Source organism: Butyrivibrio sp. XPD2002, assembly GCF_000423945.1.
Classification (GTDB): Bacteria; Bacillota; Clostridia; order Lachnospirales; family Lachnospiraceae; genus Butyrivibrio.
This window is the reverse complement of the sequence record NZ_KE384114.1, coordinates 157,006-178,705: the sequence shown is the minus strand read 5'-3', so window position 1 is coordinate 178,705 and position 21,700 is coordinate 157,006. Positions and strand designations below refer to the sequence as shown.

At 43.2% G+C, this 21,700-nt stretch carries 21 protein-coding genes and 1 riboswitch; of the genes, 4 read left to right on the top strand and 17 right to left on the bottom strand.

Going from position 1 to position 21,700, the window contains the following annotated elements; translation table 11 throughout:
* Window positions 1-121 precede the first annotated feature (121 nt).
* Window positions 122-1,300 carry a PAS domain-containing sensor histidine kinase gene (locus G587_RS0117115; RefSeq protein ID WP_026493231.1) on the top strand — a complete coding sequence of 393 codons (1,179 nt, stop codon included), beginning with the start codon at window positions 122-124 and terminating at the stop codon, window positions 1,298-1,300.
* Here the strand turns inward: G587_RS0117115 and G587_RS0117110 are convergent.
* From G587_RS0117110 to G587_RS0117100, 3 genes are all read right to left on the bottom strand, one after another.
* Window positions 1,297-2,052: an amino acid ABC transporter ATP-binding protein gene (locus tag G587_RS0117110; protein ID WP_026493230.1), complete on the bottom strand. Its 756-nt coding sequence runs from the start codon at window positions 2,050-2,052 to the stop codon at window positions 1,297-1,299. The two genes, G587_RS0117115 and G587_RS0117110, sit on opposite strands and share 4 nt — an antisense overlap.
* Window positions 2,053-2,116: 64 nt before the next feature.
* Window positions 2,117-2,773, bottom strand: coding sequence for an amino acid ABC transporter permease (locus G587_RS0117105; protein WP_026493229.1), 657 nt, complete (start codon window positions 2,771-2,773; stop codon window positions 2,117-2,119).
* A gap of 20 nt (window positions 2,774-2,793) precedes the next feature.
* Entirely contained in the window at window positions 2,794-3,741 is a 948-nt protein-coding gene (locus tag G587_RS0117100) for a transporter substrate-binding domain-containing protein (protein WP_026493228.1), read from the bottom strand.
* A gap of 174 nt (window positions 3,742-3,915) precedes the next feature.
* On the opposite strand from G587_RS0117100, the gene G587_RS0117095 reads away from it, so the two are divergent.
* Both G587_RS0117095 and G587_RS0117090 read left to right on the top strand, forming a co-directional pair.
* On the top strand, window positions 3,916-4,410 hold the full coding sequence (locus G587_RS0117095; RefSeq protein WP_026493227.1) for a CinA family protein: 495 nt from the start codon (window positions 3,916-3,918) through the stop codon (window positions 4,408-4,410).
* Between the two features lie 58 nt (window positions 4,411-4,468).
* The gene (locus G587_RS0117090) at window positions 4,469-5,074 is read left to right on the top strand and encodes a hypothetical protein (RefSeq protein ID WP_026493226.1); all 606 of its coding nucleotides are present in this window, start codon (window positions 4,469-4,471) and stop codon (window positions 5,072-5,074) included.
* A gap of 117 nt (window positions 5,075-5,191) precedes the next feature.
* Here the strand turns inward: G587_RS0117090 and G587_RS0117085 are convergent, their stop codons facing one another.
* The 11 genes from G587_RS0117085 to G587_RS0117030 form a co-directional block, all read right to left on the bottom strand.
* The gene (locus tag G587_RS0117085; protein ID WP_026493225.1) at window positions 5,192-6,976 is read right to left on the bottom strand and encodes a sensor domain-containing diguanylate cyclase; all 1,785 of its coding nucleotides are present in this window, start codon (window positions 6,974-6,976) and stop codon (window positions 5,192-5,194) included.
* A 123-nt stretch (window positions 6,977-7,099) separates the two neighbouring features.
* Window positions 7,100-8,134, bottom strand: a complete 1,035-nt coding sequence (locus G587_RS0117080) for a fibronectin type III domain-containing protein (RefSeq protein WP_196812607.1) — start codon at window positions 8,132-8,134, stop codon at window positions 7,100-7,102.
* Window positions 8,135-8,295: 161 nt separating this feature from the next.
* Complete coding sequence (locus G587_RS0117075) at window positions 8,296-9,228, bottom strand: hypothetical protein (RefSeq protein WP_026493223.1); 933 nt, start codon at window positions 9,226-9,228, stop codon at window positions 8,296-8,298.
* 131 nt (window positions 9,229-9,359) lie between these two features.
* A riboswitch (cyclic di-GMP riboswitch) is annotated at window positions 9,360-9,449 on the bottom strand.
* A gap of 63 nt (window positions 9,450-9,512) precedes the next feature.
* Window positions 9,513-11,459: an ATP-dependent helicase gene (locus G587_RS23355; protein ID WP_035787118.1), complete on the bottom strand. Its 1,947-nt coding sequence runs from the start codon at window positions 11,457-11,459 to the stop codon at window positions 9,513-9,515.
* A 13-nt stretch (window positions 11,460-11,472) separates the two neighbouring features.
* Window positions 11,473-12,399 carry a cysteine synthase A gene (gene cysK, locus G587_RS0117065; protein ID WP_026493222.1) on the bottom strand — a complete coding sequence of 309 codons (927 nt, stop codon included), beginning with the start codon at window positions 12,397-12,399 and terminating at the stop codon, window positions 11,473-11,475.
* A gap of 90 nt (window positions 12,400-12,489) precedes the next feature.
* Window positions 12,490-12,858 carry a hypothetical protein gene (locus G587_RS0117060; protein WP_026493221.1) on the bottom strand — a complete coding sequence of 123 codons (369 nt, stop codon included), beginning with the start codon at window positions 12,856-12,858 and terminating at the stop codon, window positions 12,490-12,492.
* Between the two features lie 511 nt (window positions 12,859-13,369).
* Window positions 13,370-14,308: a hypothetical protein gene (locus G587_RS0117055; RefSeq protein ID WP_242830105.1), complete on the bottom strand. Its 939-nt coding sequence runs from the start codon at window positions 14,306-14,308 to the stop codon at window positions 13,370-13,372.
* A gap of 834 nt (window positions 14,309-15,142) precedes the next feature.
* On the bottom strand, window positions 15,143-17,200 hold the full coding sequence (locus G587_RS0117045) for a M13-type metalloendopeptidase (protein ID WP_026493218.1): 2,058 nt from the start codon (window positions 17,198-17,200) through the stop codon (window positions 15,143-15,145).
* A gap of 36 nt (window positions 17,201-17,236) precedes the next feature.
* A complete protein-coding gene (locus G587_RS0117040; RefSeq protein ID WP_155829603.1) occupies window positions 17,237-17,989 on the bottom strand; it encodes a hypothetical protein in 753 nt (250 codons plus the stop codon).
* 194 nt (window positions 17,990-18,183) lie between these two features.
* Window positions 18,184-18,402, bottom strand: coding sequence for a hypothetical protein (locus tag G587_RS0117035; protein ID WP_026493216.1), 219 nt, complete (start codon window positions 18,400-18,402; stop codon window positions 18,184-18,186).
* A 16-nt stretch (window positions 18,403-18,418) separates the two neighbouring features.
* The gene (locus tag G587_RS0117030) at window positions 18,419-18,784 is read right to left on the bottom strand and encodes a YccF domain-containing protein (protein WP_026493215.1); all 366 of its coding nucleotides are present in this window, start codon (window positions 18,782-18,784) and stop codon (window positions 18,419-18,421) included.
* 176 nt (window positions 18,785-18,960) lie between these two features.
* Between G587_RS0117030 and G587_RS0117025 the strand changes: the two genes are divergently transcribed.
* Window positions 18,961-19,254, top strand: coding sequence for a hypothetical protein (locus G587_RS0117025; protein ID WP_026493214.1), 294 nt, complete (start codon window positions 18,961-18,963; stop codon window positions 19,252-19,254).
* Window positions 19,255-19,306: 52 nt separating this feature from the next.
* Here G587_RS0117025 and G587_RS25215 read toward each other — a convergent pair whose 3' ends face one another.
* From G587_RS25215 to G587_RS23340, 3 genes are all read right to left on the bottom strand, one after another.
* Window positions 19,307-19,474 carry an HAD hydrolase-like protein gene (locus G587_RS25215; RefSeq protein ID WP_081673616.1) on the bottom strand — a complete coding sequence of 56 codons (168 nt, stop codon included), beginning with the start codon at window positions 19,472-19,474 and terminating at the stop codon, window positions 19,307-19,309.
* Window positions 19,474-20,142 carry a DUF998 domain-containing protein gene (locus tag G587_RS25210; RefSeq protein WP_081679498.1) on the bottom strand — a complete coding sequence of 223 codons (669 nt, stop codon included), beginning with the start codon at window positions 20,140-20,142 and terminating at the stop codon, window positions 19,474-19,476. The genes G587_RS25215 and G587_RS25210 overlap by 1 nt, the downstream gene beginning before the upstream one ends.
* A 543-nt stretch (window positions 20,143-20,685) precedes the next feature.
* On the bottom strand, window positions 20,686-21,693 hold the full coding sequence (locus G587_RS23340) for a GNAT family N-acetyltransferase (protein ID WP_081679497.1): 1,008 nt from the start codon (window positions 21,691-21,693) through the stop codon (window positions 20,686-20,688).
* Window positions 21,694-21,700 lie beyond the last annotated feature (7 nt).

Genomic DNA, 21,700 nt, shown 5'->3' with positions numbered 1-21,700 from the left:
TACGTTATTTCGTGATATAATGGTTCTATTCAGACCCTTGCATTTGCATGTCATTTTCCCGTTTCGGTTATGCTTATGCAGGCTTTGGGTCTGAATATTTAAGATTTATTTAGAGGTAATCATGGGTGATAAGAACGAGAAATTAAAGACCATATCATTGAGCGAGCACGCTGATCAGCTGTTTGATAAGATCATCAACACCACTCAGGACTGCATTTTCTGGAAAGACACAGAGCGCAGATTCGTTGGTGTTAATCAGGCATTCCTGGATTTCTTCGGTTTTGATACAGCGGATGAAGTAATCGGCAAGACAGATGAGGATATGCAGTGGCATCCGAATCCGAAGCCCTTTATGGAGGACGAGCTCAGAGTCCTCAAGGGCGAGAGCACTCACAATGTTCATGGCCAGTGTATTATCAGCGGTGAAGTTCGCGAAATCATCGCCACCAAAACTCCCATTTACGATGAGGGCGTCATCATCGGCTTCGTTGGTTCCTTTATGGATGTCACAGAGGAACAGGAACGCATCGCCAAGATCGAACGCCTTAATAAATTAAACGACCAGCTTCTTGAAAACGAGAAGCGCGCCAACAGACGTATGTCTGAATTCCTCTCACGCATGAGTAATGAGATAAAAACACCCATGAACGCTATCTCTGCCCTCTCATACCTCGGCATGACCCAGGAGGACGTAAATGTATTAAGAAGCGACATGCGCAAGATCTACACCTCAAGTCACTACCTTTCAAGGCTCATGAGTGACATTCTTGATATTGATAAAATCGATGGTGGAAACTTAAATCTTGATCCAAAGAAAACTTCCCTTGATGACATTGTTGACGGCGTTGAGCAGATAACCTGTGCCTTCGCCAAGGAAAAGGATGTAAAGATAGTCGTAAACAGAAATTACAGAGCTAACCCTCAGGTAATCTGCGACCTCGGAAGAACCCAGCAGATGGTCATAAATCTGACCAACAATGCTGTTAAATTCAGTGAGCGCGGAGATACTGTTGAGATCACCGTAGCCTCAAGAAAACAGGGTACCCACTACCATATCACCTTCACAGTTAAGGATGAAGGCTGCGGAATCAGCACAGCTTTCATGCCCAGTCTTTTCAGAACCTTTTCCCAGGAAAAAAGGAATCCCAGCAAGTACGGTACAGGTACCGGGCTGGGACTGTCTGTTGCAAAGCGTTTAGCTTGCCTTATGAAGGGTGATATCACAGCGGAAAGTGAAGAAGGCCTCGGAAGTACCTTTACCGCTACAATAAATCTCGAAGCTGTTCCGATCGAGCCTTAAGAATTATTAAGGCTTGATAAAAACTGCTTTGTACGTTCTTCTCTGGGGTTATTGATAACCTGCTGCGCAGGTCCCTTCTCAAGAATTATTCCATCATCCATGAAAATGACTTCATCTGCCACATCTCTGGCAAATGCCATCTCATGTGTGACTATTATCATTGTCGTATGCTTATCAGCAAGATTCCTTATTACTCTCAAAACTTCACCTGTAAGCTCAGGATCAAGAGCCGAAGTAGGCTCGTCGAAGCACAGAATATCCGGCTTTAAAGCAAGGGCTCTTGCTATGGCTACTCTCTGCTGCTGACCACCTGAAAGCTGGTGCGGGTAATTGTCCATTCTATCGGACAGTCCCATCTGATCAAGGAGCTCTTTTCCCCTTTTCTCTATATCAGCATCACTCTTGCCCTCTGCGAGAAGCTTAGGTGCAAGGGTTACATTATCAAGAGCTGTGTACTGGGGAAACAGATTGAACTGCTGGAAAACCATACCAAAATGCAGTCTGTTTTCACGGAGCTTCTTAGCATTCATCTCAGGATTAGCCGCGTCAAAAAGCTGCTCGCCCTTAACTGTTATGGTGCCCTCATCAGGTCTCTCAAGGAAATTGAGGCAGCGCAGGAACGTGGTCTTACCACTTCCCGAGGAACCGATGATGGAAATGGCCTGGCCCTCTTCCATGCTAAAGCTGATTCCCTTAAGAATCTGGTGATTATCAAAACTCTTTTTTATATTGTTAACTTCAAGTATCGGCATACTAATTCCTTTTTCAAATAAAAACTATGCTCTGCTTAGCAATAATCACTAAGTGTTCCGCTCATCATCTAAAATAGCTGAGCTTCTTTTCAATAAATCCGAACAACAAGGTCAGAAGACCACTGAACACAAGGTAAAATGCGCCTGTGTAGAAAAGAGGCCAGATGATACCGCTGCTCTTGATGAAGGCCTGACCGTTCCAGATAATCTCATAAACGGCGATAACCCTCGCAAGGGAAGTATCCTTTACAAGGGTGATGACCTCATTAGAAATGGGCGGCACTATGCGCTTTATTACCTGAAGCAGAATGACCTTTTTAAAAATCTGGCTCTTGGTCATACCAAGCACCTGACCTGCCTCATACTGGCCAACGGGGATGGACTGAATACCACCTCTGAAGATCTCTGAAAAATAGCAGGCGTAGTTAAACACAAATGCCACCAGCGCTGCGATGAATCTTCCGTTTCCACCTGTTCCCCATACATTAAGCCCCAGAAAAATTCCGGGGCCATAATATATGATTAGTAACTGAAGCATCAGCGGTGTTCCGCGAACCACCCATATGATAAATCTGATGGGAAGCTTTATTACCGGCGCCTTGTTCATTGATCCGAAGCTTATGAGAAGCCCAAGCGGTAATGAAAAAATCAGCGTCAGCGCAAATAGTTTTAATGTTCCAAGAAACCCTTCAAGAAGGGATAACGTTACTGTTGCAAACATATTTTATCCTTAATAAATCCTTACTGTGCAATGATAGCGTCCTGAACGCCGTATACCTTAGCTGTCTCAACCATGCTTCCGTCATCGTACATGCTCTTGAGCTGATCGTTGATATAAGCTGCAAGGTCAGAGCCCTTACGGCATCCGATGCCATACTCCTCAGTTGTGAGCTCAACTGTGTGTGTAAGATCAGGATAGCTTGTGCCCTCACCGATCATAGCTCCTGCCATAAGAAGGTCGATGATGCATGCACCTGATGTTCCGGCCTGAACCTCCATAACTGCATCTGCCTGAGATGTTACAGAGATGAAATCAAAGCTGTTATCGGTAGCAGCCTGCTCACCTGCAGAACCTGCCTCAACTGCGTAGCTGAGCTTTGCAGCATCCTCAACAGTTGCAACGTCGCCTGCAAGGTCCTTGGAAACAACTACAACCTGTGCGTTGTTAAGGTAAGGATTGGTGCACTCCATGGAGCTTGTAACCTCGCTTGTAAGAGTCATACCGTTCCAAACAACGTCGATTGACTTGTTCTGAAGCTCAAGGATCTTGTTATCCCAGTCGATCTCAACGAACTCACACTCAACGCCGAGAGACTCTGCAACCTTCTTGGCAAGATCAGCATCAAAGCCGATCCAGTCGCCGTTGTCATCCTTGAAATCCATGGGAGCAAAATCTGTGATACCAACGATGAGCTTGCCCTTGCCCTTGATGTAGTCAACATCTGACTCATCGCTGCTCTCAGCTGCGTCTGCTGTCTCCTCTGTAGTGCTCTCAGCTGCGTCTGCTGTCTCCTCTGTAGTGCTCTCAGCTGCGTCTGCTGTCTCCTCTGTAGTGCTCTCAGCTGTATCTGCTGCCACTTCCTCAGAGCTTGCATTTGTAGCAGTGTCTGCACCTGCTGCCTGTCCGCAAGCTGTCATTGAAATTGTCATAACTGTTGTAAGCAATCCTGCGATAAATTTTCTTTTCATAATAGCCTCCTGTTAAAAAATTAATATCCACATTAAATTCAATACAATTAAATTTTCACTTTTGATAAGAAAAACAGTTTCATTCTCTACCACTTTATCACACTAAATTGTTTTATGCAAACACTATTGTTATGATGTTTTTGAAAAATACTTATGTTCGGGCAGGAAAAATCAATGATCAACGAAACTGATGTAATACAAAAATACGAGCGAATTACGAAACATCTTATAAAAGAGAAACTTACCATAAGTACAATGGAAAGCTGCACCGCCGGAATGGTTGCAAATTTTCTTACGGATACGGAAGGCTCCTCTGCGATCATGAAGGGCGCATACATAACCTACTCCAACGAGGCCAAGATAAAGCAGGGAGTTCCTGCAGATATCATCGAGAAAAACGGTGTCTATTCCAGGGAAACCGCCCTATCAATGGCAAAAGCCTGCATGGATTCCTACGGCGCTGACATCGGCCTTGGAGTGACCGGCACCCTTGGAAACACCGACCCTGAAAATGCCGACAGTGTTCCGGGCGAGGTACACCTTGGCATAATCTTTTCAGATATAAGCCGCACCTTCAGCTTCACACTTCCTTCCGCTCCATCAAGGCATGAGTACAAGCTGATTGTGTCAGACCTTATCGCAGATGAATTGCTAAAAATCCTTTTATGATTTAATATAAAGATATACATTTTCTTATGCTGTTAACAGACAAAGGAGGGGATTCCAAGTGAGTACAGCTACTATCTTTGAAATCATCGGTTACATCGGTTCTGCTCTTGTACTTCTGTCATTTATGATGGTGTCAGTGTACAAGCTGAGAATTGTAAATACTATCGGCAGCTTGTTCTGCGTTATCTACGGTATTCTTATCAACGCATATCCCACGGTTATTATGAACGTAGCTCTGGTTGCCATCAATGTCTACTATCTGGGCAAGATGCTTAACACCGAGAAGAACTACGATCTTGTAAGGGTTTCGGGTGACGACGGTCTGACCAGGTACACCATCGACCGCAACAAGGATGACATCGCCAAATGCTTCCCCGGTATCTCAATGGACTTCAGCAAGGTCAACGCCGGCTTCGTGGTTTGCCACGAGGGTAAGCCTGTGGGAATCATGCTTGGTAACTTAAAGGAACACACCCTGGATATCAAGCTCGACTACTCAGTGCCTCAGTACCGCGATTTCTCAATCGGTGCATTTCTTATGGCCAACCTGGTTCACGAGGGTATCGACAAGCTAGTCTACAAGGGTTCAGATGAAAATCACAAGGCTTATCTTGCAAAGACTGGCTTTGTTGAAAAGGGCGATCATTACGAGAGAATCTTATAATCCGAAAACACAAATCGATTTTTCATGAAACTAAACAGAAGCCTGCTCCACATTCAAAGGAGCAGACTTCTTTTCATTTTACCAAAATCTCATATCCAAAAACTAAAACTCACACTCTCAAATCTCAGCTCTTACTATGCGGTTTCTGCCGCTTTCCTTGGCTTCATAAAGTGCTTTATCAACGCACAGGAAAATGTCCTTACCCTGCACATCACCCTTAATAGTGATAACCCCCATACTTATGGTGAGATGTCCCACCTCAGGGAAGACATGATCCTCAACCCTTTTTCTTAGGGACTCGGCTATCTCCATGGCCTCTTCATTCTCCACGAGAGGAAGAATTACAAAGAACTCCTCGCCTCCCCAACGTCCGGCTCTTCCGTCCCGGTGCTCATGAGCGGCTTCCTTCAAAATAGCTGCCGTCTCCTTAAGTACCACATCGCCGATTTCATGGCTGTAATTGTCATTTACGCTCTTGAAGTGGTCGATATCTATCATCAGGAGACTGACCGATGTATTCTTCGTAGCAGACTCCTGAAGAAGGTTATTTATCGCCTCTTCCGTTTTTCCTCTGTTAATAAGCCCTGTCAGGGCATCAGTCTCTGCCATGAGTCTTAGCTTCTCATTCAGAACGCGAAGGTCACTCTGAGCCTTCTGCAGATCCTCCATGGTGGTGTAAACAAGACTTGTCAGTCTTCGCATCTGAGCCGCAGGTCCGCGCAAAACGGAGTCATCAACAAGTACATCAGGAAGCTCTGCCGAGGAAGGCTCTCCCTCTCTCATTGCGATGGAAAGCTGTGTTACATTATGCTCAACAATCTCTCCGGTTTCACAGTTCCTGATCAGCTCGCCCCAGGTGTAAAACCCGGAGGTGGAGCAAAGCTGCGCAAATGGCTCAAGCTCCATATCTACATAGCGCTCCCAGAAAGCCTTACGGACAATACATGAATACAGAAGAACCGCCTGTGGCTTAAACGCACGGACTCTCTTAAGTCTATCGTTTACCTGGCTGACAATCGTCGCAGGATTGCCGTAGGACAGCTGAATATCCATGCCCTCCATAATGGTACCGTGCATATTAAGTGAGCCATCCTCTTCTATATGAATGGCACTTCTTAGCCACTGCTCTCCCTTGTACTCGGCAAGGAGCGGGAAGGTATAGCCCTCCATCGCATTGTCGTGGACCTTTCTGTCGATCTGCAGGAACTTTTCATATATCTCGGAAGCATGTCTTCCATTAAGCTCTACCAGCTTGTGACCGTCAGCCTTGGTGACCCTGAAGGGAACACCCAGAGGCTCCCATCCTATGACCTTGTCCACATCCACATGAAAATCATCACCCGCAAAGGTTGTGACCAGTATGGAATCATAGGTGATACCTTTGGCATCGAACACGTAATGAACCGGGGAATTCAGCATATGTCCGCCTGAATATCCACCGAAAATATGTATATCCTTATCACATTCATCGATCTCGTCGAATAGTGGTTTTGTCTCAAACTCAGTTCCGGGAAGCAAAAACTCAGCTGCCTTGATACCCGGGATGCTGTCAAGCTGCTGACAGATCTGCCTGCCTACAGCCCTTTCATTGCCCTTCACATTGTCATAGCGGAACACCTCAACATTGGTGCTCTCAAAGAAAAGCGCACCAATAAGGATACCTCTGTTCATGAGGTGTCCTTCCATGATCTCTCCTGCTGACATTGTACCTACAATATCCGCCTCCGGAAATATTATGCTGAGTGTTTTCGCAACGTATTCCGTGAACTTCTCGCCTTCGAGTCCGCTGTATATGTGGAGAAGCATCTGCTTGTAATTTCCGGATTTCCAGGCAGAAAGTATTCCTTCTATCTGAACAAACAGTTCAGGCCTATCCTTTAATTCCACAAGTATCTGTTTCATATTTGTGGCCCTCATAAAAAAACGATTGTGTTACCTTTTATTTTATAACAATTATAACATTCTTCATAGCTAAAATAAAAACAGCCACACCTCGCGGTGTGGCTGAATAATGCACGTTATTATTTAGTTTCCAAGCTCGTCAGTCTGGCAATATCTTGTGATCTTTCCTTTTACATAAACCTTACCACCGATGGTACCGTAAACGATTCTGTCACCCATCTTTTTGTAAGGCATTACAGCTACATAATAGCCCATGTTCTTCTTGAACTTGCTACCGTTAAACTTCTTTACAACAGCAGACTTCTTTTTGCCGCCCTTAATCTTGTATGCTTTATATCCGACTTTCTCCTGTGTAGAAACATATACGATGTATCCATCTGCGCCCTTTGTCTTCATCCAGCTTACATTGAGCTTGCCCTTCTTGATCTTAACATCGTAGCCCTTCTTGGTTCTTTTGATCTCAGAGTTTACAAGAAGCTGAGTCTGGTCAGACCAGTCTCCGTAATACTTTACATCGTTAATCTCTGTGAAGGCTCTTACCTGAACATAGTACTTCTTCTTATCCTTAGCATCTCCAAAGCTGCCTCCGCGGAATACGCCGGTACCTGTGTCATCATTCTTTACAAGGGTATTGCCTTCATATACCTCGTACTCATATCCTGAAACATCAGGCATCTCTGCCCAGTCAAAGCTGAAGCTTCCAAGATTTCTCCAGTTATGTGTCTGGAAAGGTGCTGATGATTTAGCAGGTGTTGTGTAGAAGGGATCACATAAATATCCGTAATCATCCCAATCAAGACCATACTTTCTGTAATCAACAGTAATATTTACATAATAACGGCTTCCGGGTGTAAGGTTATTAAATGTGTAAGATGTTGAATTAGGATCGATTGAAATTTTCTTAGCCTTTGTCATGGCTCTTGCGCCTTCCAAAGTTGTAGCGATACCAATGTGCATCTTATTGATTTTTGTGTCTGAAACCTCAGAATACTTTGTCCAGTTAACTGTAATTGATGTCTGGCTGGGATTAACCTGTTTGATCTCAGCACTCTTAGCATGTACAGTCTGTGCTGTCTGCGGTGCCACAAAAACTCCCCCGAGTGCTATAGCAGTTGAAAGAACTGCTGCAGCGATTCTTGTAAAAACTTTTCTCTTCACTTTTTTCATTCCTCTCTTGTTTTTTATAAAAATCTCTATGCATGCATATATAGAGTTTTTATCTGCTTTTCATAACTAAACTATAAAGCTCATCAACGGTTTATTAAATATATGATGACGCAAAATAGACTGTTTTAATTTCCCAAATTTTCCTCAAAAAATCAGAGTCTGTTCTCGATATTACCCATGAGGTCCTCGGCACCGTTAACTGCTCTGCGCATGTTGTAGTCTGTGGGATTATTGTATATCTTAGTGAAGTCAAGGATTGTGTTACCTGTCTTCATTCCAACTACAAGCTTGTTCTTAAGATCAACGTTGAGCTCATGTGTATCAACATACTCGATGTAATCGCAAAGGATCTCGAAGTCATCCTCGTTGTATGAAAGCACTATGCTAACTATCATGATTACCAGTGCGATGATGGCGAAAAGATAGTTCTTTGTAAATGCAAATGCAAGAAGCGCAGGAAGCATAATGATCCAGCTGACCTCACTCTTGATGAAATCCTTGAACTCAGACTTAACTGTCTTAAGAAGGAAGTTCTTACCATCCTGTACAAAGTAAGTTACAAGATCATAGAACTGCTCCTGGTCTGCCTCATCATAGCAGCCAAGCTGATAGGTGATAAGGATCTTTGAAGAATTCTCGATGAGTCTTTTAACGAGCTTCTTATATACGTGTGACAGCTTGTTAAGGTAAGGAACCTGATCCATCATGTCACCAACTGTCAATGCGCCTCTGCCTACTGTATAGAAAACTCGGCCACACTCTCTTCTGTATCTCTTAAGGTTTCTTCTGCCGAAGGTTCTTACTCTCTCAAGTCCTTCGCTTACCGGATCATCAGATATTTCCTTGCCTACAAGTGCACGGCAGTACATGATCTTCTTACCATACTCGAGGCGGTCAGCCGCTCCCATAACAACAAAGTAGATGACGGCAAGTACAATAAAGCCTATGATCTTAACCACGATATTGGGTATCAGGCATCCGGCAAGTCCTACCAAAAGAATACCTCCAAGTATCAGAAGTAAAGGTGTCAGCCTCTTGTCGAACATCTTCTGAATTTCTTTCGCATACTTTTTTCTCTCTTCCATGTGTATAGCTCTCCTCTCCTTTTTTCGGGAATACAGCGATCAGAACAGACCGGATAGCAAAGAAACTTCCAGAATTTAAGACAATATTATAGAATAAAAAACTGCAAATAGTAACGAATCTCTCCGTCACTGTTTGCAGTCAAACCATCTTTAATAAATCATTCCCCAAAAGATTTACAACTTTGCGTCCATACATCACTGTATGTTTGCCCCCAACGTACATTCAATTGTGTCCCCTCACAAATTATGATTATACCGCAATTTAGCTCTGATTAAAACCTCTTTTAGCGCGTAAATTTCGGTCTTATCATCTTCTTAACAGAGGCCTTGGGGCGATTCTTGTCGGACTTATGCTCTTTTTTCCTGTCCTTCGCGGGAACTGAAGATATCTCCTTAACAAAAGTCGAATCCTCATCATTGTAGGTAAGGATGTTAAGTTTATTCCTTGCCCTCGTCATTCCTACATAGAATATCCTGCGCTCTTCCTCAAATTCCCGAAGCTCCTGCCTGTCCGCGAACTTCTTATTCCCGATAACCTTGTTTGGGAAAACTCCATCGCAGGCATCCATCAGATAAACCTCGTCATACTCCAGTCCCTTACTGGAGTGAATCGTTGAAAGAATGAGCTTTGCCCTGTAGTCCGGCTCCTTATCCCTGAAAATAATCTGCAGATCATCAAGCCTTCTCATAAGGCCGCCTATGGTCTCCTCATTAGCGGCAATCATTTTCAGAATGAAAAGCTTATTCGTATCGATATGATTATTCTCCAGATATTCGCCGTATCCCATGAAGCGCTCAATCCTGTTAAGTGCCTTAAGAGGCGTCTCATGCCTCATGTTGTAAAGGTGTGTCCTGAGGGACCTGCACTTTGCCTTCACATGGGCTCCCAGCATATCGGTCTCCTCCACCGCATCAAGAATCGGAAGGTCCGAACTTGCAGCAAGTCTGCACAGTCTCTCCGCCTGTGTCTTCTTAAGATATGTCTGGCACTTAAAATATATCTTCATGAAGTTCTCTTCATCATAAGGATCCATGCAGAATTTCAGGATGCTCTCCACATCCATCACGACTCTGTGCGTAAAAAATCCCATGTCTGCATTCCTTACGCGATAAGGAATGCCCTGCCTCTCAAGGATATCCACAAGAGGAATGATGCTCTCGTTATCCCTGTAGAGCACCGCCGTCTGATTTTTCACATCATCCGCAACCTTAGCAAGATAATTGTACTGATTTCTCCTGCTGTTTAGCTGGATGTAGTTAATCTCCGAATCTCTTCCCCGGGCCGCCTGCATGTGCTTGTCATGGCGCATATCGTTATGTCTTACAAAAACATCAGCAGCAGACACTATCGCTGCATTTGATCTGAAGTTCTGATCCATTATAAGGACCTTCGCACCGGGATGATCCTTTTCAAAATTAAGGAGCGCCTCAGGATATGCCGCCCTGAAGCCATAGATACTCTGATCCTCATCACCGACCATGAAAAGGTTGCCATCTTTTCCTGATAAAAGACCTATTATCATGTGCTGGACCTTGGAAGTATCCTGCGCCTCGTCCACGCAAATGTATCTGTACTTATCCTGATAAAACTTAAGGAGCTCCGGCGAGCCCTTGAGCATCCTGTAGGCGTAGACCATCTGGTCATCGTAGTCCATGAGCCCGCGCCTTTTGAGCTCCGCATTGTAGGCCTCATATACAGGAAGGATGTCTATATCCATGTCGTTGTCGAGCTTTTTTATCTCATCATTTGTGAGCAGCATATTCTTGCAATAGGTTATGAGGGTTCTCACTCCCTTTATGTCGCTCTCCGTGGGATATTCCTTTTTAACCTTGATAAAAATGTCGGTGAGGATCTTGCCGATCAGCTTTTCATCGGTCACAAGGTCGTATGCCTTCTTCCCGATCAGCCTGCCGTAATGCTGGATGATCTTGGCACATATTCCGTTTATGGTCCTGAATTCCAGCAAAAAGGATACATCCTCGCCGAACACTGATTTAAACCTGTCAGCCATATCCTTCGTGGCGGCTACGGTGTAGGTCAGCGTGAGCACATGCTGAGGATCTATCCCTTTACAATAAAGCATATATCCAAGCCTGTTCACCAGGACCGTGGTCTTGCCGCTTCCGGGAACTGCCAGAAGAAGCACCGGTCCTTCGGTGGTCCTTACCGCATCAAGCTGCTGATCGCTAAGATGCGATAAGTACCTTTCATAAAACTCATTGTAATTCATGTCCTGCTAATTCCTACGAAAATAATGGTGTGGAAAAATATCTCTCCGCAGTGTCGGGAAGTATGGTCACCACAGTTTTCCCGGGGCCAAGCTTCTTAGCAAGCTTAATAGCTGCTGCCACATTGGTTCCGCTGGAGATTCCGCACATAAGGCCTTCAAGCTTTGCAAGATTCTTGGAGGTCTCAATGGCCTCTTTATCGGACACCACACAAATATCGTCATAGATGGTCTGGTTCAAAATCTCAGGAATAATGCCGTCTCCGATGCCCATCTGAAGATGTGTTCCAACATTACCTCCAGCAAGAATTGCTGCATTCTCAGGCTCTGCTGCCCATATCTTGATAAAAGGATATTCTTCCTTCAGGACTTCACCTATCCCTGTGAGGGTTCCGCCTGTTCCAATTCCTGAGCAGAAGCCATGTATCGGTCCGTCCACCTGCTCGAGAATCTCCTTCACCGTGCCATTTTTATGAGCCATAGTGTTAGCAGGATTCTCAAACTGCTGCGGTACGAAGACATTAGGATTCTCATCCCTCATTCTGAGCGCTGTCTGCAGGCATTCATCGATGCAGGCTCCGATGTCGCCATCATCATGTATCAGCACAACCTCTGCGCCGTAATGCTCTATGAGCTTCCTGCGCTCCTCGCTGACAGAATCAGGCATGATTATTCTGGTCTTATATCCTCTTACCGCACCTACAAGCGCAAGGCCAATGCCCTGATTACCGCTGGTGGGCTCGACGATAATTGTATCTTCCTTTATAAGACCGGCCTTCTCCGCTTCATTTATCATATTGAGGGCAGTTCTTGTCTTAATTGATCCGCCGATATTAGTTCCTTCAAACTTAACCAGTATCTGCGCACTGTCTGCATCAACCATGCGGTTAAGCCTTATCATGGGCGTATGTCCAACTGCCTCAAGTACATTATCATATATCATCGAAAAAGTAACTCCTCTACATCTGTTTTGTGCAAGCACACTCATACATTTTATACCAAGAGATTTGCGGCAACAATAACAAAAAGGTACTCAAAACTGAGTACCCTTGAAATTATAGTCGTAGTCCATATTCTCTACTCTTTCATCTCCTGTCTGTTCAACCAGAAGACTCATGTCAAAATTAAAATCGACTATATCGTTGTTCTTAACGTAAAAGTACACCGGCATTGTTCTATCAGGGAACCCTCTGTCCAGGGCATCCATGATGGGCTTACAATCCGCACGGTTGTCTCCATCAAGATCCTCCCAGCAGGTAATCTCACACTTGAGATCTCTGTCTAATACCTTAGCATCAAAGGCGATGGTAAAGTACTTGTTTGCTTTTCCGTCCTCGGACTGAAACAAATCGAAATGTACGACCTGCTCCACTTCCTTGGGGCCAAATAATCCTCCTAACATGTATTCCAAACCTCTCTGTTTTTTCTTTTTAATATAGCATATTTGGGATGAGTTACGCCGATTCATGAACAATATTTTTTCTGGCTGAATTTTCGTGAACCTTTACCTCGCGGTGTGCGCGGGGGCGGATGGCGTTACGTCTGCTCGCGAACTTGCTTTCTTTCTGGTCTAACTTTTTTCTTCCTGTTTCGGGGCTGTTACGCCGGTAGGCTTCATTTCTGACATTCCGGTTGCACCTTGATACCATGTTTTGGGGAGCCGTTGCGTCTATATTCTAATTTGTTCGCGGTTAGACGCAACTCACTCCTGTACGCACTTCCCGCATATCAACCTATTTGAGTGAATTTCTTCCAACTGGTTGAACCATCTTTTGACAGCAACTTTACTGTTCATCCAATTTAGATTATTCTAGCCTACTGATTGAACTCCCTAAAGCTAAAATCCAATACAAAAGGCCGCCACTAGATAATCTAGCAAGTCAGCCTTCAACATACATGAGACTATATTTAATTCAGAACAGATCCAACATACTATTCAGATAAATCTCTTCTCTGACATTCAGCCAATACTCAGGCTTAGTCATGTAATACAGCAGGAACTCAAGGATTATCGCGCTGCCAAGGCTTCTTCCCTCAATCTTAAAGTGAGAAAAGCCCGCAGGCATATAGGTATTTTGAATGTCATCTATGCCTATAAATCCCGGATTCTTCATAGCATCAGAGAATCTATAGCCTCTCCCTGCATCAGGAGAAACACAGATGTGATCTTCGCACTTCTCACCAAGGCTCTTGCGACTGACATTCTCGTAGCACTTCTTCCTGTCGTAGCAGCCGAACCAGCAACATTCATTACACAGAAACTCAACCTTCTGCTTCTGCGTATCGGATAGACCTTTAAGCTTATCCAACTCTTTATTAAGTCTGAAATCAGGAACTGCAAAACGGAATTCTTCACGGTCGAGCTCTGCCTTAAGCTCCTCAAAGTCTGTCAACACCTTTGTTGTGGAAGACTCAAAATAAAAACCGGGATAGGTTCTCCTAAGATAATCAAGCAGTAAATCCGAATGAACAATTATGCCATTCTCTGCATTACCGCTTTTCTCAAACATTCTGCACAAATCATTACACCGCTTATCCGCAAGATGCTCTTCTCTAAGCAGTGAATTGCTGAAGGTCAGCCTGGCAGAAATACCATATTCTGCCATAAGCGAAGCCACATCCGCAAGGTCTTCATCCCCGAAACCCACACGGCCACCGTCCCAAATACAGTCTCCTGGTGCTCCATAGATTGAGCCTATCTCACACCAATCATAGAAATATTCCCTATGCTCCCTGAAAAGCGGCAAAAACACTTTATATAATTCATAAAACTCAAATAATCCAGGCAAGTGATAGTAAGCTTTCCCCTTTTTATCCTCGTCTGTTTCCATTGGCTTTACAATAACATTCATATTTACGATACTCCCCTTGAACACAACTTCTTTCATACTAGCTATTTCAGGTTACTAATCAAAAACGATATAACAAGAATAATTGTACAAAGTACAGTTTCTATATACAAGCTAGTCAGTGTGCAATAAACATCCTGCATATCAAGTAATTATCTATCCAAAAGATGTTACGCCTACTAACGAACCATTCTCTCTATCGGTTACCTCGCGGGAAGTGCTGCCATAAAGCCGTTGCGTCTATTCGCGAACAAATCCTTCTATCGGTTACCTCGCGGGAAGTGCCGCCATGAAGCCGTTGCGTCTATCCGCGAACAAATCCTTCTACCGGTTACCCTGGAACAACCGCCAAGTGATACCTCATTAGCCCAGGAAGCGCGACTGTCTCAATTTAGGTTGAACTCATGCGCGAACAACATTCCGCGCTTGCAGTCTATGAGATAACTTGTTCGCGACTTGACGCAACTCCCTCCTGAAAATACATCCCGCAGAGCAACCGATAATCAAATACAGTACCCTATAGACGCAACACATCTCAGAAAGCACAATCCACACTGCCACCAATATATTAGATCAAAGTCCCATTGACTTAACGTCCATCAACAACGCCTCAATCCATGCAACCAAAATCTCTCCCACTCCCAAACAGACGTAACACCCCCGCGCTCCCACTCCCCACACCCCCTCCCTACAGAGACCTGGCAATCCCAAAAACTCCACTCCCCACAAACCCTCCCTGCAGAAACCTAACCGTCCAAAAAACTCCTCCCCCAAAAAAGCAAAAACAGCGCCCCCACAATCGGGGCGCTGTCACAACCATCACAACCACTACACAATTTACCAAATCACAAGCCTATCCTCCGGAGCGAGGTACATAGCGTCCCCCTCCTTAACATCATAGGTCTCGTAAAACTCTTCAAACTGCTGCACCGGTACATTAGTCCTGGAATAATAAAGCGGATGCTCTCCCTGAAGTATTTGGGCGACCTCACCTCCATATACAGCCATGTTTACATTCATTTGTGCATACTTGGTGAAGAATTTATCATAATCAAATCCGTCTACCTTCTTAGCCATACGAAGTGCACATTGAAGACCTGTCATATCAGCAGCCATCTCACTAACCACGTTTGTTCCATTTAAATGATAATCTCCAAAAGCTACGATATTATCCAGATAGCCGGACATCTTGGATACACGTCTTTGGAACTCCTTTTTATCTTCCGTTGTCCACCAATCTCTGTATTGACCATAAGCGTCAAATTGTGCTCCGTAGTTATCAAAAGCATGTGAAATCTCATGACCACACCAGAATGCAGCTATGCTGGCATAGAGTTCCTCTGTACTCATATCCTTAGAGAAAAATGGCTCACCCATCATACCCAGAAACATACTAATTGAATTTGACTGACTATCATAATAAGCGTTGCATTCCAGAATGTTACATCCCTCAAACCACATCTCATGATCCTTGTTTGTACCTATAAGGCTCTTCATGTAATCGTTATTCCACTTTTCAATTCGCCTGCCCGCCTCTATAAGGGAGCAACCTTCAATATCAAGATTTGAGGTGTCCCTGAATTTCTCAGGATATGCAGCATAGATTGTTATTTTATCCAGCTTTTCAATTGCGTATTCTTTGGTCTCATCTGAGGCCCAGTCATTTTCAGATAGCAGCTCTCTGTAAGTATCTATAACCTCCTTACAAAGGTCTTCCATCTTTTTCTTATCCTCAGCAGAGCCATATTTCTCGACATAAACTTTCTGCATGGGAATTTGCAAAAGTGATACTACCTCTCTGTATGCCATCTCCTCATCTGAAACCGTACCACTTGTGCCAACATATTTATTGTATATCTCATTACGCTTATCGAAGGTTTCCTTATCGATTCGTGTTGGATATTTCAAAAGATACTGAACTAGTATCAGATCCTTCATTGCTTCTACATTCTCATCCGTATAAATCTTATCCAACCACTTTAAATAATCAGGTTGCTCAACAATATAAATACCATCATATTTGATATTCATGCCGGTAAAAATATCCTCCAAAGGAAATTCCTTTGTAAGCGAAACCATCTCCTTAAACGACATCTCGTTGTTTGTTTTCTCAACATAGTCATCTTTAAGCTTTTCCTCAGTGGTAAGGATTTTCTTTGCAAGTTCTGTCTCAAGTCCTATTGCAGTATCAAAGCACTCCTCTGCATCCTTGGAAGACATACCCATTTTCTCCGCCATACAAACAAACAGATCTTTCTTATATCCGTAATACAGATCGCCTAATTCCGTTCGCTTAGTATATTCAGCAGAATCTGATAAAAGAAGTGGTGTACTGCTAACACTCACCAGATACTTTTCGGGATCATTATAACCAACACTTACTGAATATGACAGAAAATCATACGCTACATCAGCAGTCTTCTTATCTGTCATAAACTTTGTGATATCATCAATACTTTTAATTGCAGATATCTGATCATACATATCCTGCAGCTCTGATACGCCTATCTCATTTCTGGCATCCCAATCAAGCACAAGACTGTTATAGGTCTGAATCAATTCAGCATCATGGCTTTTAAGGCTCTCATCCTTGAGAAGTCCTATGCACTGCTGTTTGACATCCAGCTCTCTCTCAAGGTAATGGCTCCAGTTAGTATACCCATCCGGGATATCACTTTTCAGAATCCAGTCCTTGTTAGCATATAAATGAAGATCATCTTTTGGATCTGTTTTCAAATCAGCAGAGATATTCTCTTTGAAATCAGAATCTATCCACGGTTTTCCACCTGTAATCACGTTGTCTTCCGCAGGCTGCTTCGCATTGACTGTACCAGTAGAACCTGCCATAAGCACTAATGAGAAAGTTAGTAGAACTGATAATATTCTTTTTTTCATAGATACAATTCCTCTGTCGGTAAAAAACCAGAATAATTACTTGCTGCCAAGTAATCCTTTCATTTCATCAAAGGTCATATATGCTTTGGTTGATATAGTTTCAATATTGGTAAAGCCATCTTCCAATGTAATATCAGTCTTGTTTAATCCGTCGTAGTCGATTCCTGTATATGAATTGTACTCGCTGATAGACTCTGTAAATTCTTCAGTATACTGCTGCTCGCTTATGATCTTTTCTCCTACATAATAAATGTATGAATCATTTTCAAAGTCATAAAGCGCGATCAGCCCCTTGGTCTGTTCAAGCTCGCCATCCTTAAGAGCATATACATCATAGGTCTCACTACCGGACATACCACCTGTTCTGAGAATAACGTTCTTACCCTCTGAAACAAAAATGTGATTTCCATCATAGCCGGAGGATAAGCTCATAAGCTCAACCAGCTTGCCATCACTTACAGTAAAGAGATGCGCATTTCCTTCTTCATCCAGCTCGCCCGCTGAACTGGCTACCGCAAGCTCAGGGATATCGTCATCATTTACATCGATAAGCGCATAGCTGTCAGCTTTTCCTTCCTTGTCATATTCAGTAATCTTATCGAGGTAAACTGATGCATATTCCTCGCCTGAAGATGCCTTTTCTTCAGTCTTCGCCAAACCGGCAGCCTTAGCTACGGCAGCTTCCGGTACTTCCACTGTGCGAGCGCTACCAACACCGCATGAAATAATCATTGCAGATACTGTAATTACTGCCACCACTGACATTAGTTTCATTTTCAAGTCGATCATCTATCAGCCCCTCCTTTTCGTCTTTTCTTTTAAACACTATCAGATCCCATAGAAACCTATATCGTCTGAAAACACCCTCTAATGCTAATCATACGATACTTTCTCTGAAAAAATTATTAAAAAGGCATAAAATTTAGCCTCCACATGTGATTAAGATCAAATGTGAAGGCTATATATTGTGTTTGTGTATGCGATCAATAGGTTTTTTCTATTTCACCGGTGATTCCGTACGTCTCCTTAAAGTTTACAAGGTCCTCCGTGTTCCTTATGAGCATCACCTCTTCGAAGACACCTGTGTTAATGTCCTTAAAACCGGCAACCTGCTCTCCGTTGCAGATACTTGCTCTGATAATCGGTTTCTTATTCACCGAGTCGTATGTTTTTACGGCTTTCTTATTTTTATTAAAAAACATATCCGGTCCTCAACGCTTACTTACTAACAATCTGCGCACCAAAGGGTGTGAGGGATAATTTTGCCAGCTTGAAAAACTGCTTGCCAAAGGGAATTCCTATGATTGTGATGCACCAGAGAGCACCTACTATCACATGACCAAGAGCCATCCATACTCCGAAGAAGATGAGCCAGATAATGTTGGCTATCGTAGAAGCAGCACCGCCTCCGTACACGACATCCTTTCCGAATGGGAAGAATGAAAGCGTTGCAAACTTGAAGCACTGAAGTCCATACGGGATTCCGATTACTGTGATGCACCAGATCACTCCGCTTAAAACCCATGACATTCCGCTGAAAAATCCACCAAAGATAAACCAAAGAATATTACCAATCAAACGCATAACCATTTCCTCCTGATAGATGTATTTTGTTTTGTTCTTCTTACATTGTCATAATACCAATCTATCTATCACTATTTTATCACATTAAAGTAACTCAATTTATTATTTTCTAATCCATTTTTATTGTGGTATATTTGTGAAGTACGAAATTTAATTTGATATAGGAGGATTTTTTAATGGAACCAGTTCAGAGCATTGATGCAGAAGACGATCAGTTTGCATATCGATATGATACACAGCTCCTTATTGACAGGAGAGACAAAGACCTCGACGAGGATGAGATTGCCGACTACATAACCACAAACTTTGAAGGTAACTCACTCATTGCCGCAGGTGACGAGGAGCTTATCAAGATACATTTCCACACAAATGAGCCCTGGAAGATTCTCGAATACTGCAACACAGTAGGCGAGATCTACGATATCGTTGTGGAGGATATGATAAGACAGTCAGCAGGAATGCAGGGATAAGTTCACCAGCGATCAGGCAGCATAAAGCAGGCATAAACCTGGTTTCCTTCTGTCAGATGCTGACACCTAAGAAACCAGCAACTGCCTGCGCAGAGTCTGCTATATATGTAGCACCTGCCTCTTTCATCTCCTCCACTTTGCCATATCCATAAGTGACGGCTATGCTGTCTACACCTGCCTCTGAAGCTCCTTTTATATCAAATTTGGTGTCGCCTATCATTACACACTCATTCTTGAGATCATTATTTCCTTTCCTTCATTTCCAAATCCATTGAAAAGATACACTCCAAGAACAGCGTTAAATCCTATTGCGGAATATATGCTGAATCTTTCTGCTATGCCAAAATACTGAGGTGGAAATACCTGCATGCCTATAGGTCCCATCAACATCATAGCAAAGAATATCGCAGCCCAGATCCCGATGCCTCTTACTTCTTTATTTCTAACGCCAGCTATGATCAGCAGAACAAGTGATGCTATTGATAAAAATACCACAAATGCAGTAACAATCATATGCATAACTTCCTGAAATGAAGATATCTGCTTACCTGCATCATCAAGAGCAAACATCGAATATCCAATCTTCGAGATCCAGTTCATAACAGTAAACAAATAAATCCCCACCCTAAACATTCTGCTTGAAATCTTTTTTTCAGAAACATATATAGCCACACATGTTGCACATACCACGCTTCCTGCTGAGTATACAGCAGAGAGTTTGTCCCAAAGCTGCCTGGAAGGAGCTGTCTCTGCCGAAAGATCACTTACAGCAGATTCCATCCAATTATATCCCGGAAATGCACCTCTGCAAAAATATGCGGCAGCTGCATAAGATATAAGAGCAGCAAGACCTGTAAGTCCAATCCAATTAATCAGTTTTCTATTCATTACTCCCTCCTGCTTCTTCGATAAATGTATCCTCAAAATAAGCCTATCACGCAATATAAAAAAGGTCGTCATCTACACCGATAACGACCTAAAACTCACTGATTATTTCCAATAATACTCATATTGGTTATTTCGGTCTGATAGCACCGGTGCTAATCTTTGCTCAGCACTATTGTTTTTTAATTTAGCACCACCGATCTGCAGCTAAGCCCCACGAAGGGGTATGTTATACTTAATAATGCAAACAGACATTATCTTGCGGAAGGATTTAATGAATTAGTGGGGATGAAAAGTGTAACTACACGCCGAATGCCACAAAGCAAATAAGGTCAAGTAGCATAAATTGCCATTCAGGCAATAACTACGCGAAAAATGGTCAAACAAGGATTTCTCGCGTAGTAAATGACCACCTAAAAGCAATCGACTACGTGAAAATTGCTTAAGAATAGATAAGACTCGTAGGAAAGAGCTAATACTAAGGAAGAAACTACTTGATAAATACTAAAACCCAGGCAGGGACAAGTAGAAAAGACAATATTGCTGCTAAATCCTACGCGAAAATAGTCGAAAGTAAGTATTTTTCAAGTAATAACGACCTTCCGGGAATCTTTGTAAAATCCGCTCATCTATCCTGCGCACAACACTATTGGTATAAGCATTAAAATACTTAAGCCAAAAGCCACTTCCTGCCGGATTGATACTTTCAAAATCTACTCCCAGTATAGTATATCCTTCTGCTTTCAAAGTATTAATAACAAAATTTAACAGATTCTGATATGCGCCTCTGCCCCTGTGTTCCGGTAAACAATATGCCCCCGTGATATGGCGGTAAACACCGCCGGATGCAACAAATGTTTCGCCTTCGTCTGACACTTCCATATAGGCGCATAGTTCTCCGTCTTTCTTCGCTACAAAGAAACGTCCATGATTCCTTTCCGCAAAATCCAAAAATACTTCCAGCGTATCCGATCCTCGATTCATAAAAAAAGGGCTTTGGCAGTAATGTTCATGAAGTGCCAAATGAAGCGGATAAACATATGCAAAATCTTCTTTGGGCAATTCCAAAAACTCATATCCATCGCATGAGGCGCAGTCAATTGGTTCCATCGGACGAATGGCATCCATGCACCTCATTCCAAAGCCATAACGAAAAAGTTGCTGTTTTGCTTCCTCATCATGGTCATATAAACAAATTGAATGTGTCAACGCTCCTGCTTTTACCCACTTTTTTGCGGATGCCTGATACAATGCTGCATAGATCTTGCCGTGATTTTCCATGACTGCACCATTCGCACCCATGGGTGAAAAAACACCTCTCACATCAGTGGAACGAAAAGCATTCTCAAACGGTTCCACACTGCAAAGGAATCCGACCATCTTCTCGCTTTCAAATGCTGCAACGCCTAATCCATTTTCTGATAATTGTTTTAGTATCGGAATGCTTGATATTTCCGGAAGAGCCTGTGTAAACTTCCTCTCATAATTGTATGTACTAAGGGCAATGCCCATTGCTTCTTCTATATGTCTAGGTTCAAAGTCTTGAATTATCATTCTTTCC